The sequence below is a fragment of the Armatimonadota bacterium genome (genome assembly GCA_031459765.1).
GTDB classification, from domain to species: domain Bacteria; phylum Sysuimicrobiota; class Sysuimicrobiia; order Sysuimicrobiales; family Kaftiobacteriaceae; genus Kaftiobacterium; species Kaftiobacterium secundum.
Window position 1 is genome coordinate 1 of record JAVKHY010000016.1, and the last position, 22,715, is coordinate 22,715.

The window sequence follows — 22,715 nt, forward strand, 5'->3', positions numbered from 1 at the left end:
CCCGTCGGCGAAACTCGTCGTGCTATAGGTGGTGACGTTGCCGTTGGCGTCGCGCTCTTCAGCGATGAGGCTCCCCGAGAAGGTGCGGGTCGCCCCCTTGGGCAGGGCGATGGTGTGCAGGCCGTCCCAGGTGCAGTTCACCGAGGTGGCCTGGATGTTGCCGGTGATCCGCAGCCCCCCGGCGGCCTGCGGGGAGAGCCGGGGACTGCCGGTCGCCCCCGCCCTCGGGTCGATGGGTTCCTGCGGCGTGCAGTTGTAGTGGAGGGTCATCGTCGCGTAGCTTCCCACGTCCTTGACGTAGCGCTGGTAGCGGTGCAGGGCGTCCGGAGAGGTCCACTCCTCCACGAAACGAAACGCAGCCCGGTTGCCGTCGGGCTCCAGCACATCCGCCCCCAGGACATCCAGCAGGTGGTTGAACTGGAAGCGGAAGGGGCCGTTAGGGGGCGGCGGCGGGCCGGCGGCGGCGGCCGGCGAGGTAAGATCCCGGGGCTGAGCGTTGGTGTAGGCGCGCACCACCAGCGGCACGCGCCCCGGCCCCCAGATGTCCACCGCCCGCACCGTCAGGTGCCCGTCCCGCACATCGACATCGAGCGATAGCTCGGGAAGCCGCTGCTCGGGCTGCTGGCCCAGCGGATCCTCGGGCAGCGGCAGCGGCGGGGCGAAGGGGGCCTGCGCAGACGCCGGAGGCGCCAGGTCCGGCAGCAGACTCGCCGCCAGGAAGACGGCGGTGAAGAGACCAGTCAGACCGGCGCGCAGCCGACGGCGGCGCATGGCGGGGCCTCCCGGACTCAGCGACCGAGACGAGATTGTCGCTTGAAACTGTGTTTACGCCCGTGATACCCGGAGTCGTTCGGAATTAGACTTCCTTATCATACATACTGAGGTGAGGTCCGGGAGGAAAGTCGAGGGCCCTGCCGGAGGACGGCAGAATCGGGACAAATCAGGCGTCAGGCTAGCGGGCTTGGGCGGCGGCCGGGTCGGCGGTGAGCCCGCCGGCCACAAGCAGACGCATCAGGGTCTGGGCCACGGCAGCCGGGTCGTGGCGGAGGACGTCTTCTTCGCTGATCAGGTAGCCCTCCACGGGGATGACGCCCAGGGCCCGGATGGTCTCGATGTCCGGCTCCACAGGGATGGCCCCTTCCGCCTCGTAGCGGGCCAGGAGGGCACGGTTGCGCGGGCGCTGGACGTTGACCAGGACATGGGTGAAGAGGCCGTCGCCCGCCTGGCCGATGAGTTGGCGCACGTGCTCGCTGGCGGTGAAGCCGTCGGTTTCTCCGGGCTGGGTCATGACGTTGCAGACGTAGACGCGCAAAGCGGCCCGGTTGGCGCGGATGGCCTCGGCGACCCCGCGAACCAGCAGGTTGGGGATGACGCTGGTGTAGAGGCTGCCCGGCCCCAGGACGATGAGCTCGGCCTCGGCGATGGCCTGCAGGACCTCCGGAACCGGGGCGACGTCGGCGGGCTTGAGGGCCACGCGCGTGATGCGCCGGCGGGCCCGGGTGATCTGCGACTCGCCCTCGATCACCGAGCCGTCTTCGAAGGTCGCGGCCAGCACGACGTCCTCGACGGCGGAGGGCAGGACCCGGCCGCGGATGTTCAGCACCTTGCTCGTTTCCTTGACCGCACTCTCCAGGTCCCCCGTGACCCCGGCCAGGCTGGCGATGAAGAGGTTGCCGAAGGCGTGGCCGTCCAGGGCGCCGCCCTGGAAGCGGTATTCGAACAGTTGCGTCATCAGCGGCTCGCTCTCGGCCAGGGCCACCAGGCAGTCGCGGATATCGCCCGGCGGGAGGATGCCCAGTTCGCGGCGGAGCCGGCCCGAGGAGCCGCCGTCGTCGAAGACGGTGACTACGGCGGTGAGGTGGTCGGTGTAGGCCTTCAGCCCGCGCAGCAGGGTGGAGAGTCCCGTCCCGCCCCCGATGGCCACGATCCGACGGCCGCGGCGGCGATGGCGCTGCTGGTGCAGGACCTCCACCAGCGTCGTCTCCCCGCGGGGCATCAGGGCGCCGGCGATCGAGGCGATGGTGCCGCGCAGGCCGTAGAAGACCACGGCCGCGCCGACCACGAGGAGGGCCGCCCCGAAGATCGCCGGAGAGATCGAGCCGCGGGTCAGGATGAGGAGCGACAGCGCGGCCCGGAAGACGAGGTACTCCACCCAGCCCAGCGGCTTGACATTCGCCAGCAGGGAGGTCCCGGCGCTGATCACGAGGATGCCCGCGGCCAGCAGCGCGGCCCACCGCTTCACGCCGATGCCCGGGGCGAACCAGCGCGACCACTGCCGCAGTCGGACGCTCACGAAGGTCCTCTGGCCCTTGCCTTATTCCTTGCGCACGTCGCGGTGCCGCACGGTGACGGTGTAGCCGCGGTCCTTCAGGTAGGTGGAGAGTTCGTCGGCCAGCACCACCGAGCGGTGCTTGCCCCCGGTGCAGCCGATGGCCACGGTGAGATGGGACTTCCCCTCCTCCACGTACTGCGGCAGGAGGTAGTCCATCATCTCAATCAGCTTGCGCATGAACTCCCGGCTGGCCGGCTGCGACAGGACGAAGCGGCGCACCTCGGGGCTGTCCCCCGGCAGCGGGCGCAGCGCCTCCACGTAGTGGGGGTTGGGCAGGAAGCGGCAGTCGAAGACCAGGTCGGCGTCCAGCGGGATGCCGTACTTGTAGCCGAAGGAGACGACGCCGACGTTCAGGGCGCCTTCCCGCCCGCCGCGGACGAAGGTGTCCATGATCTCCTGGCGGAGGTCGTGAACGGTGAGGGTGGTGGTGTCGATGACCTTGTCCGCCTGTTCCTTCACCGCCTGGAGGCGCTCCCGTTCGGCGCGGATCCCTTCCAGGACGCCGCCGGCCTGGGCCAGGGGGTGCTTGCGCCGGGTCTCCTCGAAGCGGCGCACCAGCACCTCGTCGGAGGCGTCGAGGAAGAGGATCCGGTACTCCACGCCCATCTCTTCCAGCTGGGCCAGGGCGGCGAAGAGGTCGTCGAAGAACTCGCCGCCCCGCACGTCGATGGCCAGGGCGGCGCGGTGGACCCGGCCGTCGCTGCTCAGGCACAGTTCCGCGAACTTCGGCACCAGGGCCGGCGGCAGGTTGTCCACGCAGAAGAAACCCAGGTCCTCGAACACCTTCATCGCATTCGACTTCCCCGCCCCGGACAGCCCGGTGATGATCAGGAACTGGATATCGGCCACCGGCAGCCGCATCTGGCGCCGGCTCGCCGCCGATCTCGGCACAGGCCCCTCCCGACCGTCGTCTTACCGGTTAGTGTACCACCGTCATGCGATGAGGAGTCGGCTGAGCAGCGTGGAGATGATGGCGATCAGCAGCGCGCCGATGAAGGCCGACCAGAAGTTGCCGATCGCCAGCGGCGTAACCGCCGCCACCAGGTAGAGCATGATCGCGTTGATGACCAGGGTGAACAGACCCAGGGTGAGGATGTTGATCGGCAGCGTCAGGAGCAGCAGCAGCGGCCGGATAACGGCGTTCACGATCCCGAGCACCAGGGCGGCGACGAGCGCCCCGCCCAGATCGGGCACGCGGAGCCCCGGGAGGATCCGGGTCGTAAGGTAGATGGCGACGGTGTTGAAGACCCAGCGCAGCAAGAATCCCTGCATCGGCGCCTCCTCAGGCGGTCGCGGGCTCCTCGGGCATGATGATCCAGGCGACGATGTAGCCCAGCAGCCCCACGGGAAGCGTGCCGGGGAAGAGCGTGATCAGCGCCCACAGGAGGCGCACGATGGTCGGGTCGGCGTCCAGGTACTCGGCGATCCCGCCGCACACGCCGGCGATCATCCGGCTCTTCCTCGAGCGCATCAGCCGCCGCGCCATCACAGCACCTCCGCCACCAGGCTGGCCACCTCGCCGGGCAGGGTGGCCACCGCCACCTTCGCCCGGCGCAGGGCCTCGATCTTCGCTTCGGCCGTGCCGGCGCTGCCCGAGATCACGGCGCCAGCGTGGCCCATGCGTTTGCCGGGTGGGGCGGTGCGTCCGGCGATGTAGCCGACCACGGGTTTGGTGACGTGGGCCGCGATGAAGGCCGCCGCCTCTTCCTCGGCGGCGCCGCCGATCTCCCCGATCATCACGATGGCCCGGGTGGCGTGGTCTTCCTGGAACATCCGCAGGACGTCGGTGAAGGTCGTCCCCACGACCGGATCGCCACCCAGCCCCACCGCGGTGCTCTGGCCGATCCCCCGCCGGGTCAGTGCGGCGACGATCTCGTAGGTCAGGGTACCGCTCCGGGAGACCACGCCCACGGGCCCGGGGGTGAAGAGGTGGTTGGGCATGATCCCCATCTTGCTCTCCCCCGCCGAGGCCAGCCCCGGGCAGTTGGGGCCGATGACCCAGAGCCCGCGTCGGCGCGCCAGGGTGACGAAGAGGATCGAGTCCTGCACCGGGATGCCTTCGGTGATCACCACGATGGGATTCATCCCGGCGGCGACGGCCTCGAGCACCGAGTCCTTCGCCGCCGCGGCGGGGACGAAGATGCAGGAGGCGTTGGCGCCGGTCTGCTCCACCGCCTCGGCGACCGTCTCGAAGACAGGCACGCCGTGGACGGTGGCTCCTCCCTTCCCCGGCGTCACCCCCGCCACCACCGCCGTGCCGTACTCCAGCATCCGGGCGGTATGGAACTCGCCCTGATAGCCGGTAATCCCGTGCACCACGACCCGGGTCTGTCTGTTGATCAGTATGCTCACGGCTCGCCCCTCATCATCGCCCTTGCTCCGCCACCGGGATCACCGGCCTGCCCCGCCACCCGGCCGGGAGCGACAGGCCGAGCCCGGCGATCGCGGTCGCGGCGGTATCGTAGATCATGACCGGGCCGCCGATCGCCCCGGGCGTGACGGCACCGAAGGCCAGCCAGGGGATGGTCGTCTCCTCCGGCGCGGCGCCGCCGTGCCGGCGGCCCGTCCCGCCGTGATCGGCGGTGACGATGAGCAGGCTCTCGCCGAGGCGGCCCATCCCCGCGAGCGCCTCCAGGATGGCCGAGACGGCGTCGGGCACCTTCCGCATCGCCGCCAGGTAGGGTTCGGACATCCACCCGGAGGCGTGTCCCCGGGCGTCGGGGTCGGAGACGTGGAGGAACAGCAGATCCGGCCGGTACCGCGTCAGGTAGCGCATGGCCTCCTCCGCCGCCAGGGGCATCGCATAGCGGGGGTACGGCAGGTACACCGCGTGCATCGACGCGGCCGACGGGACCAGCCACAGCAGCTTGCGCTTGGTGACGAAGGCCGCGGTCCGGCCGCCGTGACGGGTCACCACCGAGAAGACCGTGGGCCTCCGAATGCGGCCCGGCGGGTTGTCGGGGTTGCTGCGCATGCCGTGGACGGAGGGCGGCACGCCGGTGAGCATCGAGGTGTGGGCCGGCAGCGTGGAGCTCGGCAGGGTCGTCTGCGCCGTCCAGGAGTAGGCCGCGCGGGCCAGCAGCGCCGGGGGAAAGACCTGCCGCGTGGCATCGGCCCGGGCGCCGTCCACGCTGAGGATCACGACGTGCCGGACCGTCCGGGTGCCCGCCCCGCCCCAGGCCGGCGGAGCCCCGCCGGCCGTCGCGGCCACGATGACGGCAACGAAGACCAGCAGCCCGATGGCCCGGACGGCGGATGCCGCCCTGCGGGTTAGGAGCCATCGGGCGAAGGCCGTCACGCCGCCTCCCGGGCCAGGGCCACGGCGCGGCGCGCCGCTTCCTCGGGATCGATGAAGGCGTCGAACCCTGCGGCCTTCAGGATCCTGCGACCTTCTTCCTCGTTGGTGCCGGTCAGACGGACCACCATCGGCAGCGGCGGCGGGGTGGCGGCGATGGCCCGGGCGATGTCGTCGCAGCGGGTGATGCCGCCGAAGATGTTCACAAAGAGCACGCGCAGGCCGGGCTTGCGGGTGACGATGGCGATCGCCTGGCGCATGTTCTCCTCCGAGGCCCCGCCCCCGACATCCAGGAAGTTGGCCGGGGCGCCGCCGAAGTGGGCGACCATGTCCAGCGTGGCCATCACCAGCCCGGCGCCGTTGCCGATGATCGCGATGTCGCCGTCCAGTTCCACGTAGGAGAGCCCCGCCGCCTTCGCCTCGCGTTCCAGGGGGGTGAGCTCTTCATTGCCGGGCAGATCGCGGTGTCGGAACACCGCGTTGTCGTCGATGATCACCTTGGCGTCCACGGCCAGCAGGCGGCCGGCCACCACGGCCAGGGGGTTGATCTCGGCCAGCTCGGCGTCCTCGACCTGGCAGAGCCGGTACAGCGCCGTGGCCACGCCCACGAAGTCTTTCAGCAACTGGCCCTGCAGGCCGAGCCTCCGGCCCAGGCCGCGGGCCTGGAAGGGGGGAAAGCCGAGGAAGGGATCGACACTCTCCCGGGCGATCCTCTCGGGCGCGCCGCGGGCCACCTCCTCGATGTCCACACCGCCGGCGGCGGAGGCGACGGCGACGAGGCTGCGCGCGCTCCGATCGATGGTGAAGGCCAGGTAGTACTCGGCGCCGATCTCCACCGCTTCCGCCACCAGCAGCCGTCGCACCGGTTCGCCTTTGATGGACATCCCCAGGATCGCCGCGGCGCGGTCCCGGGCTTCGGCCGGAGTGTGCGCCAGCTTGATGCCCCCGGCCTTGCCCCGGCCGCCCACCAGGACCTGGGCTTTGAGGACCAGGGGGTAGCGCAGCGTCAGGCCCTCGATCTCCTCGGGCCGCTCGATGACGACGCCGGCCTGCACCGGGATGCCGTAGCGGTGGAAAAGGGCCTTGGCCTGGAACTCGTGCAGCTTCATCGTCGCAGCTTCTCCTCCAGGTGCGCCCGGACGGCGGGCCACTCCTCCGCAATGATACTGAAGTAGATCGAGTCCCGCACCCGTCCGGTGGCGGTGATCAGGTGGGAGCGCAGGACCCCCTCTTCCTTCGCCCCGATCCGTCGCAGCGCCTGGCGCGAGCGGAGGTTCAGGGCGTCGGTCTTGAACTCCACCCGCAGGCAGTGCCACGATTCGAAGGCGTGACGCAGCATCAGGTACTTGGCCTCGGTGTTCACCGCCGTGCGCTGCCAGGGGCGGGCGATCCAGGTCCAGCCGATCTCCACGCGGCGGTGCGCCGGCTCGATGGCGCCGAAGCGCGTGCTGCCCACGACGCGCCCGGCGGCCCTGGCCACGATGGCAAAGGGCAGGGCGCGCCCGGCGGCCTGTTCGGTCAGGGCCTGCGCCACGTACGCCGCCATCTCCTGGGGGGAACGGACAACCTGCGTGGTCCAGCGCCAGAGGTCGGGATCGAGACCGGCCTCGATCAACGCCGGCAGGTGGTCCGCCGACAGCGGCTCCAGCCGGACGTGCCCGCCGTCGAGGACCACCGGCCGAAGATCCATCCCGGACCGCTTACAGTTTCAGCGCCCCGATGTGCTCCCGCACCGCGGCGACCGACGCCTTGAACGCCGCGCGCTCCTGGTCGTCGAGCGGCAGCTCGATGATGCGCTCCACCCCGCCGCCCCCCAGCACCACCGGCACCCCGATACAGACGTCGCGCTCGCCGTACTCGCCGTCCAGGTAGACGCTGCAGGCCAACAGGCGCTTCTTGTCCCGGAGGATGGCCTCGACCATCTGGGCGATGGCCGCCCCCGGCGCGAAGAACGCCGAGGATCCCATCAGCTCGGTGATCTCCGCCCCGCCCCGCCGGGTGCGCGCCACGATGGCGTCGATCCGCTCGGGGCCGATCAGATGGCCGAGGGGTACGCCGCCGACATTGGCGAAGCGCGGCAGCGGCACCATATCCTTGTCCGTGTGCGCCCCGATCACCATGGCCTGGACGTCCTCGACGGAGACGCCGACCTCACCGGCGATGAAGGTCCGGAACCGGGTGGCGTCCAGCGCCCCGGATTCGCCGATGACCCGCTCCCGGGGGAACCCCGAGACCTTGTAGGTGAGGTAGGTCATTGCGTCCAGCGGGTTGGTGACCACGATCAGGTAGGCCTGGGGCGAGAACTTCACCACCTGCTCCACCACGCTGCGCACGATGCCGGCGTTGGTGTCGAGGAGTTGCTCGCGGGTCATCCCGGGCTTGCGGGCGATCCCGGCGATGATCACCGCGACGTCGCTGCCCGCGGTCTCCTCGTACCCGTTGCTGCCCACGATGCTGACGTCGACACCGCGGACGGGCAGGGCCTGCCGCAGGTCCAGGGCCTTGCCCATGGGCATCTTCTCGATGATGTCCACCAGAACGAGGTCGGCCAGTTCCTCGGCGGCCAGCCAGTGGGCGGTGGTGTGGCCGACCATCCCCGCGCCGACGATCGTCACCTTCGGACGGCGTCCCATGCTCCTCACGCTCCCCTGTCGTCGCGACGCGCGGTAGCGCTGCAGCGACGGCCGTTGGTCTTGGCTACCCCATATTGTCGATTACGGCACTGGCGAACTCGCTGGTCTTCACTTCCTTCGCCCCGTCCATGAGGCGCGCCAGGTCGTAGGTGACGATCTTCTGCCGGAAGGTCTTCTCCAGAGCCCGGAGGATGAGCTGCGCCGCCTCTCCCCAGCCCAGGTACTCCAGCATCATCACCCCGGAGAGGGTGAGGGAACAGGGGTTGACCTTGTCCAGGTTGGCGTACTTGGGCGCGGTGCCGTGGGTGGCCTCGAAGATGGCGTGGAAGTCGCTCATGTTCGCCCCCGGGGCCATCCCGATCCCGCCCACCTGGGCGGCCACGGCGTCGGAGAGATAGTCGCCGTTGAGGTTGCCGGTGGCGATGACGTCGAAGTCGCGGGGCCGGGTGAGCAGGTGTTGGAAGGTGACGTCGGCGATGTAGTCCTGCAGGAGGATCTTCCCCGGCGGGGTCTTGCCGCCGTGCTCCTTCTGCACCTCGTCCCAGGTGATCGTGCGGTCGCCGAACTCCTCGCGCGCGACCTCATAGCCCCAGCGGGCGAAGGCCCCCTCGGTGTACTTCATGATGTTGCCCTTGTGCACCAGGGTCACCGACTTGCGGTTGTGGTCGATGGCGTAGCGGATCGCCTTCCGCACCAGGCGCTTGGTACCGAAGGGACTCATGGGCTTGAGGCCGATCCCTGCGTCGTCGCGCACCTTCCAGTTGAACTCCCGCCGCACGAACTCGATGAGCCGCTTCGCTTCCGGAGAGTTGCTGGGATGCTCCAGGCCGACATAGATGTCTTCGGAGTTCTCGCGGAAGATGACGACGTCAACCCACTCCGGATGTCGGACGGGGCTGGGGACACCTTCGAACCAGCGCACCGGCCGGACGCAGGCGTACAGGTCGAGCAACTGGCGCAGGGAGACGTTCAGACTGCGGAATCCCCCGCCGATGGGGGTGGTCAGCGGCCCTTTGATCCCCACGACGTAGTGCTGGAAGGCGCGCAGCGTGTCCTCGGGCAGCCAGTCCCCGAAGGTGGCGTGCGCCTTCTCCCCGGCGAACACCTCGAACCAGACGATGCGCCGACGCCCGCCGTAGGCGCCCTGCACCGCCGCATCGAAGATGCGCCGGCTGGCCCGCCAGATGTCGGGGCCGGTGCCGTCGCCCTCGATGAAGGGGATGATGGGCTGGTCGGGAACGTGCAGGCGGCCGTCGCGGATCTCGATGCGCTGGCCTTCCGTGGGGGGGGTCAGGGTCTCCAGTGCGGCCATGACGACTCCTCCTCGCCGCCTCGCCCTTGACGGTGGGTGGCGGCCTCGCCTAGGATGGATTATACTGGATCAGTGGTCAGGCCACCAGCCCGGTCCCGGCGCCATGGCGTCGCCCTCTGACCGTCTCTTCCAACCGGTGCGCCGCAGCCGCCTCTACGAGGGCATCGTGCGGCAGATCCAGAACCTCATCGCCGACAAACACCTCCAGCCCGGGGACCGGCTGCCCGGGGAGCGCGAGCTGGCCGACGCCCTCTCCGTGAGCCGCGCCTCGGTGCGCGAGGCGCTGCGCGTCCTGGACTTCATCGGCGTCGTGGACGTCCGCCCCGGCGAGGGGACGTTTGTCAGCACCACCCCGCCCACCCCCATCGACCCCTCGATGTACAGCATCCTCTCCGAGCGCACGGTGTTGCTCGACCTGCTGGAGGCGCGGCGCATCCTGGAGGAGGGCATCGTGACGCTGGCGGCGCGCCAGGCCACGGCGGACGACCTGCAGGAACTGGAGGAGTTCCTGCGCCAGCGCGAGGCCGATCTGGCCGCGGGCAAGGCCGATGTCGAGAGCGACATCCAGTTCCACACCATGGTCGCCGAGGCCACGGGCAACATGGTGCTGGTCAGCGCCATGCGCCATCTCGGCGAAATCTGGCTGCAGGCCCGGGAGAAGACCGGGCGCCGGGACACCAGTCCCCAGCGGGCGCTGCGCTTTCACCAGCAGATCCTCTCCGCCATCCGGCGGCGGCAGGGCGCGCAGGCCCGGCGGGTGTTGCGGCAGCATCTGGAGGACATGCGGGCGGAGATCGAAGCCTGAAAACCCGTGGTCCGAAGGACCCGGGCCTGAGGAGGACGGCGATGGCCACCGAAATCAGAAAGACGCGCATCGAGAAGGACAGCCTGGGCGAGATGGAGGTGCCCGTAGACGTCTACTACGGTGCCAGCACCGCCCGGGCCATCCGTAACTTCCCCATCAGCGGACTGCGCTTCCCCCGCCCGTTCCTCCGGGCGCTGGGGCTCATCAAGCGCGTCGCGGCGGAAGTGAACATGGAGCTGGGCCTGCTGGATCGGCGGATCGGCGCGGCGATCGTGCAGGCGGCGACCGAGGTGGCCGAGGGTCGCTGGGACGAGCAGTTTCCCCTGGACATCTACCAGACGGGCTCCGGGACCTCGACGAACACCAACGCCAACGAGGTCATCGCCAACCGCGCCACGGAGCTCCTCGGCGGGCAGCGGGGCAGCCGGCTGGTCCACCCCAACGACCACGTCAACATGTGCCAGTCCAGCAACGATGTCATCCCTACGGCGATCCATCTGGCGGCGCTCACCGAGATCCAGCAGGCGCTGATTCCGGCCATGGAGGAGCTGCGGCAGGCACTGGCCGACAAGGCCAGGGAGTTCTGGGGGATCGTCAAGACGGGGCGCACCCACCTGATGGACGCCACCCCGATCCGGCTGGGCCAGGAGTTCGAAGGGTATGCCGGACAGGTGGAGCGCGGCATCCGTCGCCTGCGGCTGGCCCTGGACGACCTCCGCGAGGTGCCCCTCGGCGGCACCGCCGTAGGCACCGGGACCAACGCCCACCCGGAGTACGCGAAGAAGGCCTGCGCCCGCCTGTCGGCGCTCCTGGGGACGGAGGTCCGCGAGACCACCAACCACTTCCAGGCGCAGTCCTCCCTGGACGCCCTGGTCTTCACCTCCGGCGTCCTGCGCACCTATGCCACGGCCCTCATGAAGATCGCCAACGACATCCGCTGGATGGGCAGCGGTCCCCGCGCGGGACTGGGGGAGCTGATGCTGCCCGCCGTGCAGCCGGGCTCTTCGATCATGCCGGGGAAGGTCAACCCCGTCATCGCCGAGTCGGTCATCCAGGCCTGCGCCCAGGTGCAGGGCAACGACCTGGTCGTGGCCCTGGGCAACCAGTGGGGCAACTTCGAGCTGAACACCATGATGCCGGTGATCGCGCACAACCTGCTCTGGTCCATCGGCCTGCTGAGCGCGGAATCCAGGAACTTTGCCACCCAGTGCGTGGCCGGGCTGGCCGTCACCCCGCGGGCCGCGGCGCTCGTCGAGCAGGGACTGATGCTGGCCACGGCGCTGGCGCCGGTGATCGGCTACGACCGGGCGGCGGAGATCGCCAAGAAGGCGGCGGCCACCGGCCGAACGATCCGGGAGGTGGCGAAGGAAGAGACGACGCTGTCGGAGGCGCAACTGGCCGAGATCCTCAATGCGGAACGGATGACCGAACCGGGATTCCACGGCGCGGGGGGAGGCGGGTAATGCTGCGACGACTGCTGGTCGAAGAGCGGGGCGCCGTGGCCGGACTCCCCAGTCCCCATGTCGCAGCGACGCTGCGACGGGATCCCTGGGTCCGTGAGATCCTGCCGATCCTGCTGGGCCTGGGGGTCTTCGTCGTCTACGCCACCTGGCGCGCCTTCATGAACGCCCACTACTACGTGGCGCCGTACATCTCGCCCTTCTACTCGCCCTGCCTGGCCGCGACCTGCGAGCATCCGCTGGTCGCGGTGCTCGGCCCGTGGTGGCGCCTCACCCCGTCGCTTCTCGTGGTCTGGGTGCCGCTCGGCTTCCGCCTCTCCTGTTACTACGCGCGGAAGATCTACTATCGCTCCGTCTTCTGGGCCCCGCCGGCCTGCGCCGTGCGGGACCGGCCGACGACCTACACCGGCGAAACCGCGTTTCCCTGGGTCCTGCAGAACATCCACCGGTACTTCTGGTATCTGGTCCTCCCCATCGTCGCCGTCCACTGGTACGATGTGGTGCTGGCCTTCCGCTTCGCCGACCGTTGGGGAATCGGTCTGGGGACCTTGATCATCCTGGCGGACGCGACCTTCCTCTCGCTGTACACCTTCAGCTGCCACGCCTGCCGCCACCTCTGCGGCGGGCACGTGAACACCTTCTCCCGGGCGCCGGTGCGCCGGCGGCTGTGGGAGTGGGTGAGCCGGATCAACGTCTCGCACGGGACCTGGTTCTGGCTGGCCCTGGGCACGATCGTCCTGGCCGACCTGTACATCTACCTGCTCTCGCTGGGGATGCTGTCGGATTTGAGGATCCTGTGATGCGTACCGCCTACAGCGTGCACGACTACGATGTGATCGTGATCGGCGCCGGGGGCGCGGGGATGCGCGCCGCCATCGAGGCCGCCCAGCAGGGCGCCCGCACGGCCATCATCTGCAAGTCGCTGCTGGGCAAGGCCCACACCGTGATGGCCGAGGGCGGTGCCGCCGCCGCGCTGGGCAACGTCAACCCCCAGGACAACTGGCAGGTGCACTTCCGCGACACGATGCGCGGCGGGAAGCTGCTGAACAACTGGCGGATGGCGGAGATCTTCGCCAAAGAGGCCCCCGAGCGCATCCTGGAGCTGGAGGAGTGGGGGGCCGTCTTCGACCGGACGAAGGACGGCCTGATCTCGCAGCGCGACTTCGGCGGCCACCGCTACGCGCGGCTGGCCCACGTCGGCGACCGCACCGGCCTGGAGATCATCCGCACCCTGCAGTACAAACTCATCCATCTGAACGTGGATGTGTTCATGGAGTACACGGTCACGCGCCTGCTCACCGACGGCGGCCGCATCGCCGGCGCCTTCGGCTACCGCCGGGACACCGGGGAGCTGCAGGTCTTCAAGGCCGGGGCCGTGGTCCTGGCCACGGGCGGCTTCGGCAAGGTCTGGAAGTACACCTCGATGTCCTGGGAGTCCACCGGCGACGGCATCGCTCTGGCCCTGGACGCCGGGGCGGACCTGCTGGACGTGGAGATGGTCCAGTTCCATCCTACGGGCATGGTCTGGCCGCCCGGGGCGCGCGGCATCCTGGTCACCGAAGGGGTCCGCGGAGACGGCGGCGTGCTGCGGAACAAGGACGGCCGCCGGTTCATGTTCGACTACATCCCCGAGTTCTTCAAAGCGGAGACCGCCGAAACCGAGGCCGAAGCCGACGCCTGGTACACGGACAAGAAGAACAACCGCCGGCCGCCGGAGCTGCTGCCGCGCGACGAGGTGACCCGGGCGATCTACGCGGAGGTAAAGGCCGGCCGCGGCAGCCCCCACGGCGGGGTCTTCCTGGACATCGCCAGCCGGCGCAGCGCCGACTACATCCGGAAGCGGCTGCCCTCGATGTACCACCAGTTCCTGGAACTGGCCGGGGTGGACATCACACGCGAACCCATGGAGGTCTACCCGACCTGTCACTACAGCATGGGCGGGATCCGCGTCGACGCCGAGACCCAGGGGGCCACCGTCCCCGGACTCTTCGCCGCGGGCGAGGTGGCCGCGGGGCTGCACGGCGCCAACCGTCTGGGCGGCAACTCCCTCACCGATATCCTGGTCTTCGGCCGCCGGGCCGGGCTGTACGCCGCGAAGCACGCGCGGGAGCTCGTCCACGCCTCCGATCCCCTCGACGACCAGATCGAGGAGGCGGCCCGGGAGCTGCTGGCGCCCTTTGCCGCCGCGGGCGGGGAGAGCCCCTACGCGATCCAGGCCGAACTGCAGGAGGTCATGCAGGAGCACGTGGGGATCTACCGCGACGAGGCCGGGATGCGCACGGCGCTGGACAAGATCCAGCAGCTGAAGCGGCGGGCCCGGGCGGTGCGCGCCGAGGGGCCGCGCGAGTACAACCCGGGCTGGCACGCCACGCGCGATCTGCACTCCATGTTGACCGTGGCGGAGGTGGTTACGCTGGCGGCGCTGGAGCGGAAGGAGACGCGCGGCGGGCACAGCAGGACCGACTACCCGGCCGCCGACCCGCAGTGGGGGAAGGTGAATGTCGTCGTGCGCAAGGTCGGCGGGGAACTCCAGCTGGACCGGGTGCCCATTCCCGAGATGCCTGCGGAGCTCAAGGCGCTGCTGGAGGCTACGTAGATGAAACCCGGGGAGAAGGTGACGCTCAGAGTCTGGCGGGGAAGCCCCGCGGGGGGCGCGTTCCGGGAGTACCAGGTGGAGGTGGCCCCGGGCATGGTGGTGCTCGACGCCCTGCGCGCGGCGCAGGCCGCGGAGGCGCCGGACCTGGCCATCCGCTGGAACTGCAAAGCGGGAAAGTGCGGCTCCTGCAGCGCGGAGGTCAACGGTCACCCGGTCCTGATGTGCATGACGCGGCTGGAGGAGATCCGCGAGCCGGGACCGGTCACGGTCACGCCGCTGAAGACCTTCCCCCTGATTAAGGATCTGGTCACCGACGTCTCCTTCAACTACCAGAAGGCCAAAGAGATTCCGCCCTTCACCCCGGGCCCGAAAGACCCCGACGGGAAGCGGCGCATGTATCAGGAGGATGTGGAGCGGATCCAGGAGTTCCGCAAGTGCATCGAGTGCTTCCTCTGCCAGAACGTCTGCCACGTCATCCGCGATCACCCGGAGCACAAGCCGGCCTTTGCCGGGCCGCGCTTCTTCATTTACCTGGCGAACCTGGAGATGCACCCCTGGGATACCGTGGACCGCACCGACCTGATCAAAGGGCAGGCCGGCATCGGCTTCTGCAACATCACCAAGTGCTGCACCGAAGTCTGCCCGGAGAAGATCCGCATCACGGACAACGCGATCATTCCGCTCAAGGAGCGGGTGGTGGACCAGCACTACGATCCGATCCTCTGGCTGTGGCGGAGGGTGACCGGGCGCAGGTAAAACGGCGAGCTCCACAGGAATTTCTGCGTCGTGTGGCGTCTGTGGCGGCCCCGGGAAACTCTGCAGACCATTGAAGGCCTCGCCCCCCGCCTGGACAGCTGGAATCGCAAGGACGATCCCGCTCAGATTGAGTTGCGCAGGTATCTCGCCAGCCTGATGCAGCGGGTTGGCCCGCTGCCGGACCGGCAACCTCTATTCCTCTCGCTGGCCGTTGATGTCCGTGTACCCCAGCATCTTACGCAGTTTCACGACCTGGAAAACTACCTGTTCCCGCTCTTTAGGCCAGGCGGCTTTCACCCGGCGCGGCTTGTTCTTGCCGCTGGAGTCAAGAGAGTCGGTGGAGGATCGACTCTCCAGATCGGGGTGGCCGAAACAATCGACGCCGCTGGGTTGCAGGAGTGAGCCCACTTTGCCTGTGTATCCGGCTCCGGCACACAGACAAAGGCCTGGAAGGAGGGCATACGGAACAGCTTGGCCTCTGCCCACCTCCATCCGCCGGGAGATGGTCCCGTAGCAGTCCACCTTGCATGGCGCGGGGCATCACGACGGAACTGGACATTGCTTTGGAAACCTACCGGGGATGCCATGGGACCCGTCTTAGGCGAAACCCGGCCGTTCCATCCTCTTGACGACCGGATTGTCGAACTCCATCTCCATTGGATCCCCGACGATTCGCTCGGACACCGGGTCGTCGTCGGCGTGTGGTGGCGAAGCCTCTCTCCTCCCGCTTCGAGCGGATCGCAGCCGTAGCTGGTGGCCGAAGAATGAACGCGCAGGCGCCGCCAGCGCGCTCCCAGACCGTGCGTCTCTCACGATCAACTCGCCCCGGGACGAGTCGTTGACATCGCGTCTTGGCGCCGGCTGTGCCACATCGGGCGCCGCGCCAGACCGACCGCTCCAACCCGAGGGCGTCAGACTAGCGCGCGGCCGTCTCCAGCGCCGGCCCCCGTGTCCGCGCAGGCTCGATGGTATCGAGGTCGATCATCGCCCGGTGACGCGAGGCGATGACGGCGATGGACGCCGCCATCAGCACGCCGCTTCCGGCGATGGCCAGCGGCGTCCCCACGGTGTCCGCCAGCGTCCCGGCCAGCAGCGCGTTGAGCGGGCCGCTCCCGATGAGGGCGAAGGTGTACAGGCTCATGATCCGGCCCCGCAGCGCGTCCGGCACGTAGGTCTGGATCGTCGAGTTGCAGATCGACAGGAACGACATGATGGCGCCCGCCGTAAACGCGGTGAGCGCCATGGACAGGAACAGGTGGCGGGAGGCGGCCAGCAGCACCAACCCCGCGCAGGCGGTCAGGCCAAACCCCAGGATCAGTCGCCCCGGGCGCCGCGGCGTCCCGAGGGTGGCCACCCCCAGCGCCCCGAGCGTCGCCCCCACACCGGCGGATCCGATCAGGAAGCCGTTTTCCCTCGGCCCGCCGCCCAGCACCCGGCTGGCGATGACGGGCATCAGCACCACGTAGGTGAAGGCGAAGGTCCCGGCCAGCGCCACCATCAGGAGCAGCCCCCGGATGAGCGGCGTGCGCGCGGCGAAGGTCAGGCCCTCGCGGAGATCCCGCCAGGGATTGGTCAGGCGGCGGACGACCGCGGAGGCCGGCCGGATCAAGGACAGGGCGACGAGGATGGCCGGATAGGTGACGGCGTTGACCGTAAAGGCCCAGGCCGGTCCGAAGGACGCATAGATGATGCCCCCGAGGGGCGGACCGACGACGCGGCTGCCGTTGAACGCCGCGGAGTTCAGGGCGATGGCGTTGGTCAGGTCCTCGCGCGACACCAGCGACGGGATCATCGATTGGCGCGCCGGCGCGTCAAAGGCCATGACCGTCCCGTTCACCAGCGCGATCAGGTAGATGTGCCAGACCCGCACCAGGTCCGTAAAGGTGAGGACGGCCAGGGCGACCGCCGAGGCCATGAAGACGCCTTGGGTTCCCAGCAGCAGCCGCCGCCGATCCACGCGGTCGGCCACGACGCCCCCGAAGAGCGCGAAGACGGTGCTGGGCAACCCGAAGAACAGGGCGGTCATGCTCGTGGCGAAGGGCGAGCGGGTGAGTTCCCAGACGAAGTACCCCGTGGCCGTGGACTGCACCCACATCCCGACCAGCGAGACCACCATCCCCGTCCAGAAGAGGCGGTAGTTGGGATGCCGCAGGGCGGCGAAGGTGGAGCCCGGGCCCGGCGCGCTCATCGCCCGCGGCGGGAGGGCGCCACGAACGCCTCCAGGTCGCGGCGAAGGATCCGGTACACCTTGCCCAGTTTCGCCGCCGGCAGCCGCCCGGTCCGGATGTACTTGTAGAGCGTGATCTTGTGCACCTGGAGGTACTGCGCGGCCTGCTCCACGGTCAGGACCTCGCGGTCCCGCACCAGGGCGTCGATGCTGGGATAGGCGCGGCCCATGGTCTTCATCGTCCTCCCACCTCGTCGGAGGCTCCCGCCTGGCGCCCGGCGACGAGTTCACGCACCTGTCGACCGATCCGGACCGCGGTGTCCGGCCGCAGCTGGAAGAACTTCAGGCCCCCCCGCTCCACAGAGCGCACGAGGTGCGCCGCCCGCAGCTGGGCCAGATGGTGGATCGCCGTGACGTGGCTCACGCCGAGCCGGTTCGCGATCTCCTGAAGGTACATCTCCCGCTCCGCCAGCATCTGCAGGATGCGCAGCCGCGTCTCGTCCCCGAGCGCCTTGCACAGACGGGCCAGCTCCTGCACCGGCGAGACCTCCTCGCCCCGGGTCAGGTCCACGGGATAGATGAACAACCGCGCGCCCGGGTACTCGCTGATCAGGTTGTAGGGGCGGAAAAAGTAGGAAGGGGCGAGCACCACCTGGGCGATCTCGGCGTCCGGCGCCACGGTGATGCCGCCCGTGGCCCGCTCGATAAACTCGGCGGGCGGCAGCTGCAGGGCCAGCGCCGTCTGCCTCTCCGCATCGGCCCGCAGCAGCGGAATCACCCGCGCCTCCTCCCCGGCGTAGACGCCTCCGTAGAACCCGCGCAGCAGGCGCAGCAGCCGCTGCTGGACTTCCCCGGGGGGCGAGGTGACGATCTCCCGGACGCGCCCCGCCTCGTACTCCTTGGGATAGGCGGCTAGGAGCTCCCGTACGGCGCTGTCGCGTCGGGTCCGCAGGACCTCGCGCAGCAGCGGGGCCGCCGGGCGCGCCGCCCGGGGCGCGGTGAGCATCCGCTCCACCACCTCGCGCGGCGAGGCCGCGGCCACGAGCCGGAGGAACTCGGGAATCGTGGCCCCGGTCCGGCCGGCGAGGAACGAGGTCAAGCCGATCATGAAGCCCCGCTCGCGGGCGAACAGGCGCAGATCCCGGCGCAGGGCGGCGTCCAGCGCCCCGCGGGCGCGCTGCACCCAGCCGCGGTCGATCTCGAACCCCCGCTCGGGGTCCCAGTTCTCGGCGACGAACAACGCCGCCAGGAAATCGTAGACCGGCGAGGGGTCCACGCGGACGACGAGGCCGGGGCTCTTGCTGGTGAGGTCGATGACCTTCATGGCGGGGAAGGTGATGTAGACAATTGGCTACATCAATGTTGAGCTTACACTACTCAGCCGACGAGGTCAAGTCATCTCGCGGGGCACCGGTCAGGCACCGGCCCCAGGAATCAGCCGTCTTGGGACGGAGGTTTCGGCGCGCTCTTCTGCCAGGTGGTGTCGGGCGTTCCGGCCCGGGCGTTCGCCGCGCGCGCCAGGACGAAGAGCAGGTCGGAGAGACGGTTCAGGTAGCGGATGATCTCGGGATTCACGCTCTCCCGGCGGGCCAGCGTGACCACCCGGCGTTCGGCGCGCCGGCAGACGGTGCGGGCCACGTGCAGCGCCGCGGCCAGGGGATCGCCGGCCGGGAGGATGAACTCGCGCAGAGGGGGCAGCGTCTCCTGATAGAGGTCGATCACCCCTTCCAGCACCTTGACCTCCGCGTCGGTGATCGCCGACGGGGTCTTCGGCGGCCCGGGAGTCGCCAGCTCCGCCCCCAGGTCGAACAACCGGTGCTGAATCCGGTCGAAGACCTCAAGGAGATCGGTCTCGCGGGTGAGGGCCCGGGCCGCACCGATGACGGCGTTCAGTTCGTCCACGGCGCCGTACGCCTCGACGCGGGGATGGTCTTTGGGCACGCGCTGCCCGCCGATCAGCCCGGTCTCGCCGCGGTCCCCCGTCCGGGTGTAGATGCGCGGCCCGGGCGCCGTCGTGACCTGACCCTGACCCCTCCGGCGCCCCCGGCCTCCCCTGCGCCCGCGCCTCCGCCGCCGTTTGGGCGGCTGCTCGTCGCTCACGGGTCGAGCCCGCCGTCGCTCCCTCCCGCCGCCACCGCCTCCCGCTGTGGCGCCGGCTGGCGCAGGTGGTCGGCGAACCACCTGACGATCCAGCGCAGGCGCTCCAGCCGGTGGGCCGGCTTGCCGGCGCGGGAGAGGTCGTGGCTCTCTCCGGGAAATCGGACGAAGACGACCTCGCGGCGCAGTTTCTTCAAGGCGGCGAAGAGCTGCTCGGCCTCGGGCATCGGACAGCGCAGGTCCATCTCGCTGTGCAGGATCAGCAGCGGGGTCCTGATGTTCGCCACGTAGGCCAGGGGCGAGCGCTCCCAGTACCAGGTCGGCGACTCCCACGGATCGCCCGGGAACTCCCAGAAGCCCTTCATGTAGGCCAGGTCGCTCGTCCCCCACTGGCTGAGGTGGTTGCTGATCGAGCGCATCGTCACCGCCGCCTTGAAGCGGTCGGTATGGCCGATCACCCAGTTGGTCATGAACCCGCCGTAGCTGCCGCCGGCCACGCCGAGCCGCTCGGGGTCGAGGAAGGGGAAGCGCTCAAGGGCGGCGTCGAGCCCGCGCATGATGTCCTCGTAGTCCTTGCCCCCCCAGTCGTGGTGGGTGGCGGCGGTGAAGCGCTGGCCGTAGCCCTGGCTGCCGCGCGGGTTGGTGAAGACGACCGCAAACCCCTCCGCCGCCAGGACCTGAAACTCGTGGAAGAAGGCCTCGCCGTACGCCCCGTGGGGACCGCCGTGGATCTGCAGGATGGCGGGATAGCGCCGGCCCTCCTGGAATCCCGCGGGGCGCATCACCCACCCCTCCACCGGCCAGCCGTCCGCGCCTTCGTAGGTGAACCGTTCCGGCCGGCTCAGGACGAGGCCGTCCAGCAGGTCGGCGTTGACCGCGGTCAGCCGCCGCTCGCGGAGCGCGTCGCCGTCCAGGCGCACCGCCCAAAGGTCGCCGGGAGTGAGGGGATCGGACACGGCGAGCACGCCGTTCTGCACCGCGCGGTCGAAGTCGTATCCGTAGATTTCGCGGCGGATGCCGGTCAGGACGGTCACGGCGCCGGACGAGACCTCGACCCGGGCCAGCTGGTTGGTCGCCCCCTCGGCGACGAGCACCAGGACGGCCCGGCCGTCCGGGAGCCAGACCGGACGACCGACCCTGGGATGGGCCCGCATGTCCGTGATGATGTGGTGGGCGAGACTGCGGTCGAGCCCGGCCGTCACGCACACCGGCGACCCGCCGGCCAGGGGCGCGATCCACAACCGGGTGTTGGTCGCGCTCATCGCCTCGTTGTCGTGCCCGAGGTAGGCGATCCGTGCGCCGTCGGGCGACCAGGCCGGCATGGCGCACGGCCCCACGGAGAACGTCAGGCGCCGCCCCTCGCCGCCCGCGGACGGGAAGACCCAGATGTCGGTCACGTTGGTGTAGTCGGCGTCGTCCGAGCGGTTGGCGACGCAGGCGATCCACCGGCCGTCCGGGGACCAGGCCGGGTCGCTGTGGTCGAACTCCCCGTCCGTGATCTGGCGCACCTCCCCGCCCTCGGCCGGCACGACGAAGATGTGCTTGTACCGTCCGTCCCAGTAGCCCTCGCCGTCGAACTTGTAGCGCACGCGGGTAATGACCTTCACGTCGCTCTTGTCGTCCCTGGACCCCTCCGGCTTTCCGGCGAAGGCGATCCACCGGCCGTCCGGGGACCAGGCCAGGTCGGTGGGGTTGCGGTTCCCTGTCGTGACGGCCGTCGCTTCCCCGCCATCCACCGGAATGACGTAGATCTGCTTTGGCTTCCTGGCGCCGGGCTCGGCGGCGGCCGCACCGCGGTCGGAGAGGAAGGCGATGCGCCGTCCGTCGGGCGACCACCGGGGCAGGCTGTCCTGGTGGCCGCCGGCGGTGAACTGCCGGGCCGGGCCCCCCTCCAGCGGGACGATCCAGAGGTGTGAACGGTAGGTGTCGGCCTCACGGTCGGCGACCTTCTGGACATAGACCACCCATCGGCCGTCCGGAGAGATCTGGGGATCGCCGATCCACTTCAATGCCAGGAGGTCGTCGATCGTGATGGTCCGCCCACTCATGCCCGGATCCTCCGCAGGTGACGTTCAGAGCACCTCTGCCACTTTTCCACCCTGTCCGCGCCCTCCTGCCCTATCTCCCGTAGGCCAGCCGCTCGGCGAGGATCGCCGGCAACCCCGCCGCCTCCATCTTGGCCTGGGTGACCTCCAGCGGATAGGGAAGGCGCACCAGCGTCGCCGTGCCCGCGCCCTCGTCCAGCCACAGGTAGGCCGCCCGCGGATCGCCGTCCCGGGGTTGTCCGACACTGCCGACGTTGATGATGTACCGGCAGGCGGGACGCAGATCCAGCGGGTCCTCCGGCAGGAGCGGAAGCGCGGTGATCCCGTCGCCGTCCTGGACGAAGACGCCGGGAACATGGCTGTGCCCGACCAGGCACAGGTGGAACTCCGCGGCGGCGAAGCCGGCCCGCGCCGTCACCACGTCCACGATGTACTCTTCGACCGGATCGCGCGGGCTGCCGTGCACGGCGAGGAAGGCGGGCCGCCGGTGGGTTTCGGGCAGGTCCTCCAGGAACCGTCGGACCCCGTCGGTGAGGCGCGCCTGCGTCCACAGAATGGCCGCCCTGGCATAGGGGTTGAAGGCGGCAATGTCCAGGCGGCCCAGGGCGGCGCGGTCGTGGTTGCCGACCACCGCGGCGGCCAGGCGGGGCCGCAGACGCTCGACGCAGGCCACGGGATCGGGCCCGTAGCCGACAAAATCGCCGAGGCAGAGCACGGCGTCGGGACCCCGCCGCTCCACATCCGTCAGGACGACCTCCAGCGCCTCCAGGTTGGCGTGCACATCGGAAAGGATGGCGTACCGCATGGCGGGAGTCAGGAGGGAGCGGAGGGGTGCGGCCGGGTCAGGCCGCGGAGGTAGCGGACCAGGACCAGGATGCCGACGGCAAAGGCCGCGACCGGCGTCAACCACAGGACCAGCCCCGCCCCCCGCTTGGGCGGGGCGGCGAGAACCGACTCACCGAACTGGCTCACGAAGTAGTCCAGGATCTGCTCCCGGGTCTCGCCGCGCTGCAGACGCGCCCGGATCTCGGCGCGCATCTGGACGGCCAGGGTGGCGTTGGACTCGGCCACGGTCTGGCCCTCGCAGACGGGACACATCAGCTCGCGGGCGATGGCATCGACCTGATCCTCGAGCGTCGGCGCGGCGGCGGCCGGCACGGCCAGGGACAGGAGGAGCAGGACCGTCACCACGGGGAGCATCGCTGTCTCTCCTTCGG

24 protein-coding genes are annotated in these 22,715 nt (G+C 69.8%); 6 read left to right on the forward strand and 18 right to left on the reverse strand.

The features are described from left to right. The 11 genes from QN141_12920 to icd form a co-directional block, all read right to left on the reverse strand. The coding region (locus tag QN141_12920; protein ID MDR7559378.1) for a hypothetical protein at positions 1 to 771 on the reverse strand (771 nt) is incomplete at its 3' end. Between the two features lie 181 nt (positions 772 to 952). Next, entirely contained in the window at positions 953 to 2,293 is a 1,341-nt protein-coding gene (locus QN141_12925) for a YvcK family protein (protein ID MDR7559379.1), read from the reverse strand. A gap of 21 nt (positions 2,294 to 2,314) precedes the next feature. Beyond that, positions 2,315 to 3,223, reverse strand: coding sequence for an RNase adapter RapZ (rapZ, locus tag QN141_12930; GenBank protein ID MDR7559380.1), 909 nt, complete (start codon positions 3,221 to 3,223; stop codon positions 2,315 to 2,317). A 42-nt stretch (positions 3,224 to 3,265) separates the two neighbouring features. Further along, a complete protein-coding gene (locus QN141_12935; GenBank protein MDR7559381.1) occupies positions 3,266 to 3,604 on the reverse strand; it encodes a phage holin family protein in 339 nt (112 codons plus the stop codon). A 10-nt stretch (positions 3,605 to 3,614) separates the two neighbouring features. Next, entirely contained in the window at positions 3,615 to 3,818 is a 204-nt protein-coding gene (locus tag QN141_12940) for a PspC domain-containing protein (GenBank protein MDR7559382.1), read from the reverse strand. Then, on the reverse strand, positions 3,818 to 4,684 hold the full coding sequence (gene sucD, locus QN141_12945; GenBank protein MDR7559383.1) for a succinate--CoA ligase subunit alpha: 867 nt from the start codon (positions 4,682 to 4,684) through the stop codon (positions 3,818 to 3,820). Before sucD ends, QN141_12940 begins: the two co-directional genes overlap by 1 nt. A gap of 13 nt (positions 4,685 to 4,697) precedes the next feature. Beyond that, the gene (locus tag QN141_12950) at positions 4,698 to 5,630 is read right to left on the reverse strand and encodes an alkaline phosphatase family protein (protein ID MDR7559384.1); all 933 of its coding nucleotides are present in this window, start codon (positions 5,628 to 5,630) and stop codon (positions 4,698 to 4,700) included. Beyond that, the gene (sucC, locus tag QN141_12955; GenBank protein ID MDR7559385.1) at positions 5,627 to 6,736 is read right to left on the reverse strand and encodes an ADP-forming succinate--CoA ligase subunit beta; all 1,110 of its coding nucleotides are present in this window, start codon (positions 6,734 to 6,736) and stop codon (positions 5,627 to 5,629) included. The genes QN141_12950 and sucC overlap by 4 nt, the downstream gene beginning before the upstream one ends. After that, complete coding sequence (locus QN141_12960) at positions 6,733 to 7,317, reverse strand: GNAT family N-acetyltransferase (GenBank protein ID MDR7559386.1); 585 nt, start codon at positions 7,315 to 7,317, stop codon at positions 6,733 to 6,735. The genes sucC and QN141_12960 overlap by 4 nt, the downstream gene beginning before the upstream one ends. Positions 7,318 to 7,327: 10 nt before the next feature. Beyond that, the gene (mdh, locus tag QN141_12965) at positions 7,328 to 8,260 is read right to left on the reverse strand and encodes a malate dehydrogenase (GenBank protein ID MDR7559387.1); all 933 of its coding nucleotides are present in this window, start codon (positions 8,258 to 8,260) and stop codon (positions 7,328 to 7,330) included. A 64-nt stretch (positions 8,261 to 8,324) separates the two neighbouring features. Then, positions 8,325 to 9,572 (reverse strand): isocitrate dehydrogenase (NADP(+)), encoded by a 1,248-nt coding sequence (icd, locus tag QN141_12970; protein MDR7559388.1) that lies wholly within the window; start codon positions 9,570 to 9,572, stop codon positions 8,325 to 8,327. A 103-nt stretch (positions 9,573 to 9,675) separates the two neighbouring features. Between icd and QN141_12975 the strand changes: the two genes are divergently transcribed. From QN141_12975 to QN141_13000, 6 genes are read left to right on the forward strand one after another with little or no spacing between them, the layout of a single operon-like run. Continuing rightward, complete coding sequence (locus QN141_12975) at positions 9,676 to 10,377, forward strand: FadR/GntR family transcriptional regulator (protein MDR7559389.1); 702 nt, start codon at positions 9,676 to 9,678, stop codon at positions 10,375 to 10,377. A gap of 41 nt (positions 10,378 to 10,418) precedes the next feature. Then, positions 10,419 to 11,840 carry a class II fumarate hydratase gene (locus tag QN141_12980; protein MDR7559390.1) on the forward strand — a complete coding sequence of 474 codons (1,422 nt, stop codon included), beginning with the start codon at positions 10,419 to 10,421 and terminating at the stop codon, positions 11,838 to 11,840. Beyond that, on the forward strand, positions 11,840 to 12,637 hold the full coding sequence (locus tag QN141_12985; protein ID MDR7559391.1) for a hypothetical protein: 798 nt from the start codon (positions 11,840 to 11,842) through the stop codon (positions 12,635 to 12,637). The genes QN141_12980 and QN141_12985 overlap by 1 nt, the downstream gene beginning before the upstream one ends. Beyond that, positions 12,637 to 14,433 carry a fumarate reductase/succinate dehydrogenase flavoprotein subunit gene (locus tag QN141_12990; protein MDR7559392.1) on the forward strand — a complete coding sequence of 599 codons (1,797 nt, stop codon included), beginning with the start codon at positions 12,637 to 12,639 and terminating at the stop codon, positions 14,431 to 14,433. The genes QN141_12985 and QN141_12990 overlap by 1 nt, the downstream gene beginning before the upstream one ends. Further along, the gene (locus tag QN141_12995; protein MDR7559393.1) at positions 14,434 to 15,189 is read left to right on the forward strand and encodes a succinate dehydrogenase/fumarate reductase iron-sulfur subunit; all 756 of its coding nucleotides are present in this window, start codon (positions 14,434 to 14,436) and stop codon (positions 15,187 to 15,189) included. It abuts the gene before it with no gap. A gap of 30 nt (positions 15,190 to 15,219) precedes the next feature. Continuing rightward, on the forward strand, positions 15,220 to 15,591 hold the full coding sequence (locus QN141_13000; protein MDR7559394.1) for a hypothetical protein: 372 nt from the start codon (positions 15,220 to 15,222) through the stop codon (positions 15,589 to 15,591). 514 nt (positions 15,592 to 16,105) lie between these two features. Here the strand turns inward: QN141_13000 and QN141_13005 are convergent. From QN141_13005 to QN141_13035, 7 genes are all read right to left on the reverse strand, one after another. Then, complete coding sequence (locus QN141_13005) at positions 16,106 to 17,377, reverse strand: MFS transporter (protein ID MDR7559395.1); 1,272 nt, start codon at positions 17,375 to 17,377, stop codon at positions 16,106 to 16,108. Then, positions 17,374 to 17,595 (reverse strand): helix-turn-helix domain-containing protein, encoded by a 222-nt coding sequence (locus QN141_13010; GenBank protein ID MDR7559396.1) that lies wholly within the window; start codon positions 17,593 to 17,595, stop codon positions 17,374 to 17,376. Before QN141_13010 ends, QN141_13005 begins: the two co-directional genes overlap by 4 nt. Continuing rightward, the gene (locus QN141_13015; protein MDR7559397.1) at positions 17,592 to 18,680 is read right to left on the reverse strand and encodes a winged helix-turn-helix domain-containing protein; all 1,089 of its coding nucleotides are present in this window, start codon (positions 18,678 to 18,680) and stop codon (positions 17,592 to 17,594) included. The genes QN141_13010 and QN141_13015 overlap by 4 nt, the downstream gene beginning before the upstream one ends. Before the next feature lie 110 nt (positions 18,681 to 18,790). Then, positions 18,791 to 19,351, reverse strand: a complete 561-nt coding sequence (locus tag QN141_13020; GenBank protein MDR7559398.1) for a cob(I)yrinic acid a,c-diamide adenosyltransferase — start codon at positions 19,349 to 19,351, stop codon at positions 18,791 to 18,793. 101 nt (positions 19,352 to 19,452) lie between these two features. After that, positions 19,453 to 21,501 carry a S9 family peptidase gene (locus QN141_13025; protein MDR7559399.1) on the reverse strand — a complete coding sequence of 683 codons (2,049 nt, stop codon included), beginning with the start codon at positions 21,499 to 21,501 and terminating at the stop codon, positions 19,453 to 19,455. Between the two features lie 70 nt (positions 21,502 to 21,571). Next, entirely contained in the window at positions 21,572 to 22,303 is a 732-nt protein-coding gene (locus QN141_13030) for a metallophosphoesterase family protein (protein ID MDR7559400.1), read from the reverse strand. An 8-nt stretch (positions 22,304 to 22,311) separates the two neighbouring features. Next, on the reverse strand, positions 22,312 to 22,698 hold the full coding sequence (locus QN141_13035) for a cytochrome c-type biogenesis protein CcmH (GenBank protein MDR7559401.1): 387 nt from the start codon (positions 22,696 to 22,698) through the stop codon (positions 22,312 to 22,314). Between the last annotated feature and the right edge of the window lie 17 nt (positions 22,699 to 22,715).

Excerpts from the sequence above, each read along its gene's own strand:
- QN141_13035 (MDR7559401.1), bottom strand. The coding sequence starts at position 22,698 with ATGCTCCCCGTGGTGACGGTCCTGCTCCTCCTGTCCCTGGCCGTGCCG.
- QN141_12975 (MDR7559389.1), top strand. The coding sequence starts at position 9,676 with ATGGCGTCGCCCTCTGACCGTCTCTTCCAACCGGTGCGCCGCAGCCGC.
- QN141_13025 (MDR7559399.1), bottom strand. The coding sequence starts at position 21,501 with ATGAGTGGGCGGACCATCACGATCGACGACCTCCTGGCATTGAAGTGG.
- sucC (MDR7559385.1), bottom strand. The coding sequence starts at position 6,736 with ATGAAGCTGCACGAGTTCCAGGCCAAGGCCCTTTTCCACCGCTACGGC.
- QN141_12985 (MDR7559391.1), top strand. The coding sequence starts at position 11,840 with ATGCTGCGACGACTGCTGGTCGAAGAGCGGGGCGCCGTGGCCGGACTC.
- QN141_12940 (MDR7559382.1), bottom strand. The coding sequence starts at position 3,818 with ATGGCGCGGCGGCTGATGCGCTCGAGGAAGAGCCGGATGATCGCCGGC.
- QN141_12960 (MDR7559386.1), bottom strand. The coding sequence starts at position 7,317 with ATGGATCTTCGGCCGGTGGTCCTCGACGGCGGGCACGTCCGGCTGGAG.
- QN141_12935 (MDR7559381.1), bottom strand. The coding sequence starts at position 3,604 with ATGCAGGGATTCTTGCTGCGCTGGGTCTTCAACACCGTCGCCATCTAC.
- QN141_12990 (MDR7559392.1), top strand. The coding sequence starts at position 12,637 with ATGCGTACCGCCTACAGCGTGCACGACTACGATGTGATCGTGATCGGC.
- QN141_13015 (MDR7559397.1), bottom strand. The coding sequence starts at position 18,680 with ATGAAGGTCATCGACCTCACCAGCAAGAGCCCCGGCCTCGTCGTCCGC.
- QN141_12980 (MDR7559390.1), top strand. The coding sequence starts at position 10,419 with ATGGCCACCGAAATCAGAAAGACGCGCATCGAGAAGGACAGCCTGGGC.
- QN141_13005 (MDR7559395.1), bottom strand. The coding sequence starts at position 17,377 with ATGAGCGCGCCGGGCCCGGGCTCCACCTTCGCCGCCCTGCGGCATCCC.
- QN141_13030 (MDR7559400.1), bottom strand. The coding sequence starts at position 22,303 with ATGCGGTACGCCATCCTTTCCGATGTGCACGCCAACCTGGAGGCGCTG.
- mdh (MDR7559387.1), bottom strand. The coding sequence starts at position 8,260 with ATGGGACGCCGTCCGAAGGTGACGATCGTCGGCGCGGGGATGGTCGGC.
- icd (MDR7559388.1), bottom strand. The coding sequence starts at position 9,572 with ATGGCCGCACTGGAGACCCTGACCCCCCCCACGGAAGGCCAGCGCATC.
- QN141_12995 (MDR7559393.1), top strand. The coding sequence starts at position 14,434 with ATGAAACCCGGGGAGAAGGTGACGCTCAGAGTCTGGCGGGGAAGCCCC.
- QN141_13010 (MDR7559396.1), bottom strand. The coding sequence starts at position 17,595 with ATGAAGACCATGGGCCGCGCCTATCCCAGCATCGACGCCCTGGTGCGG.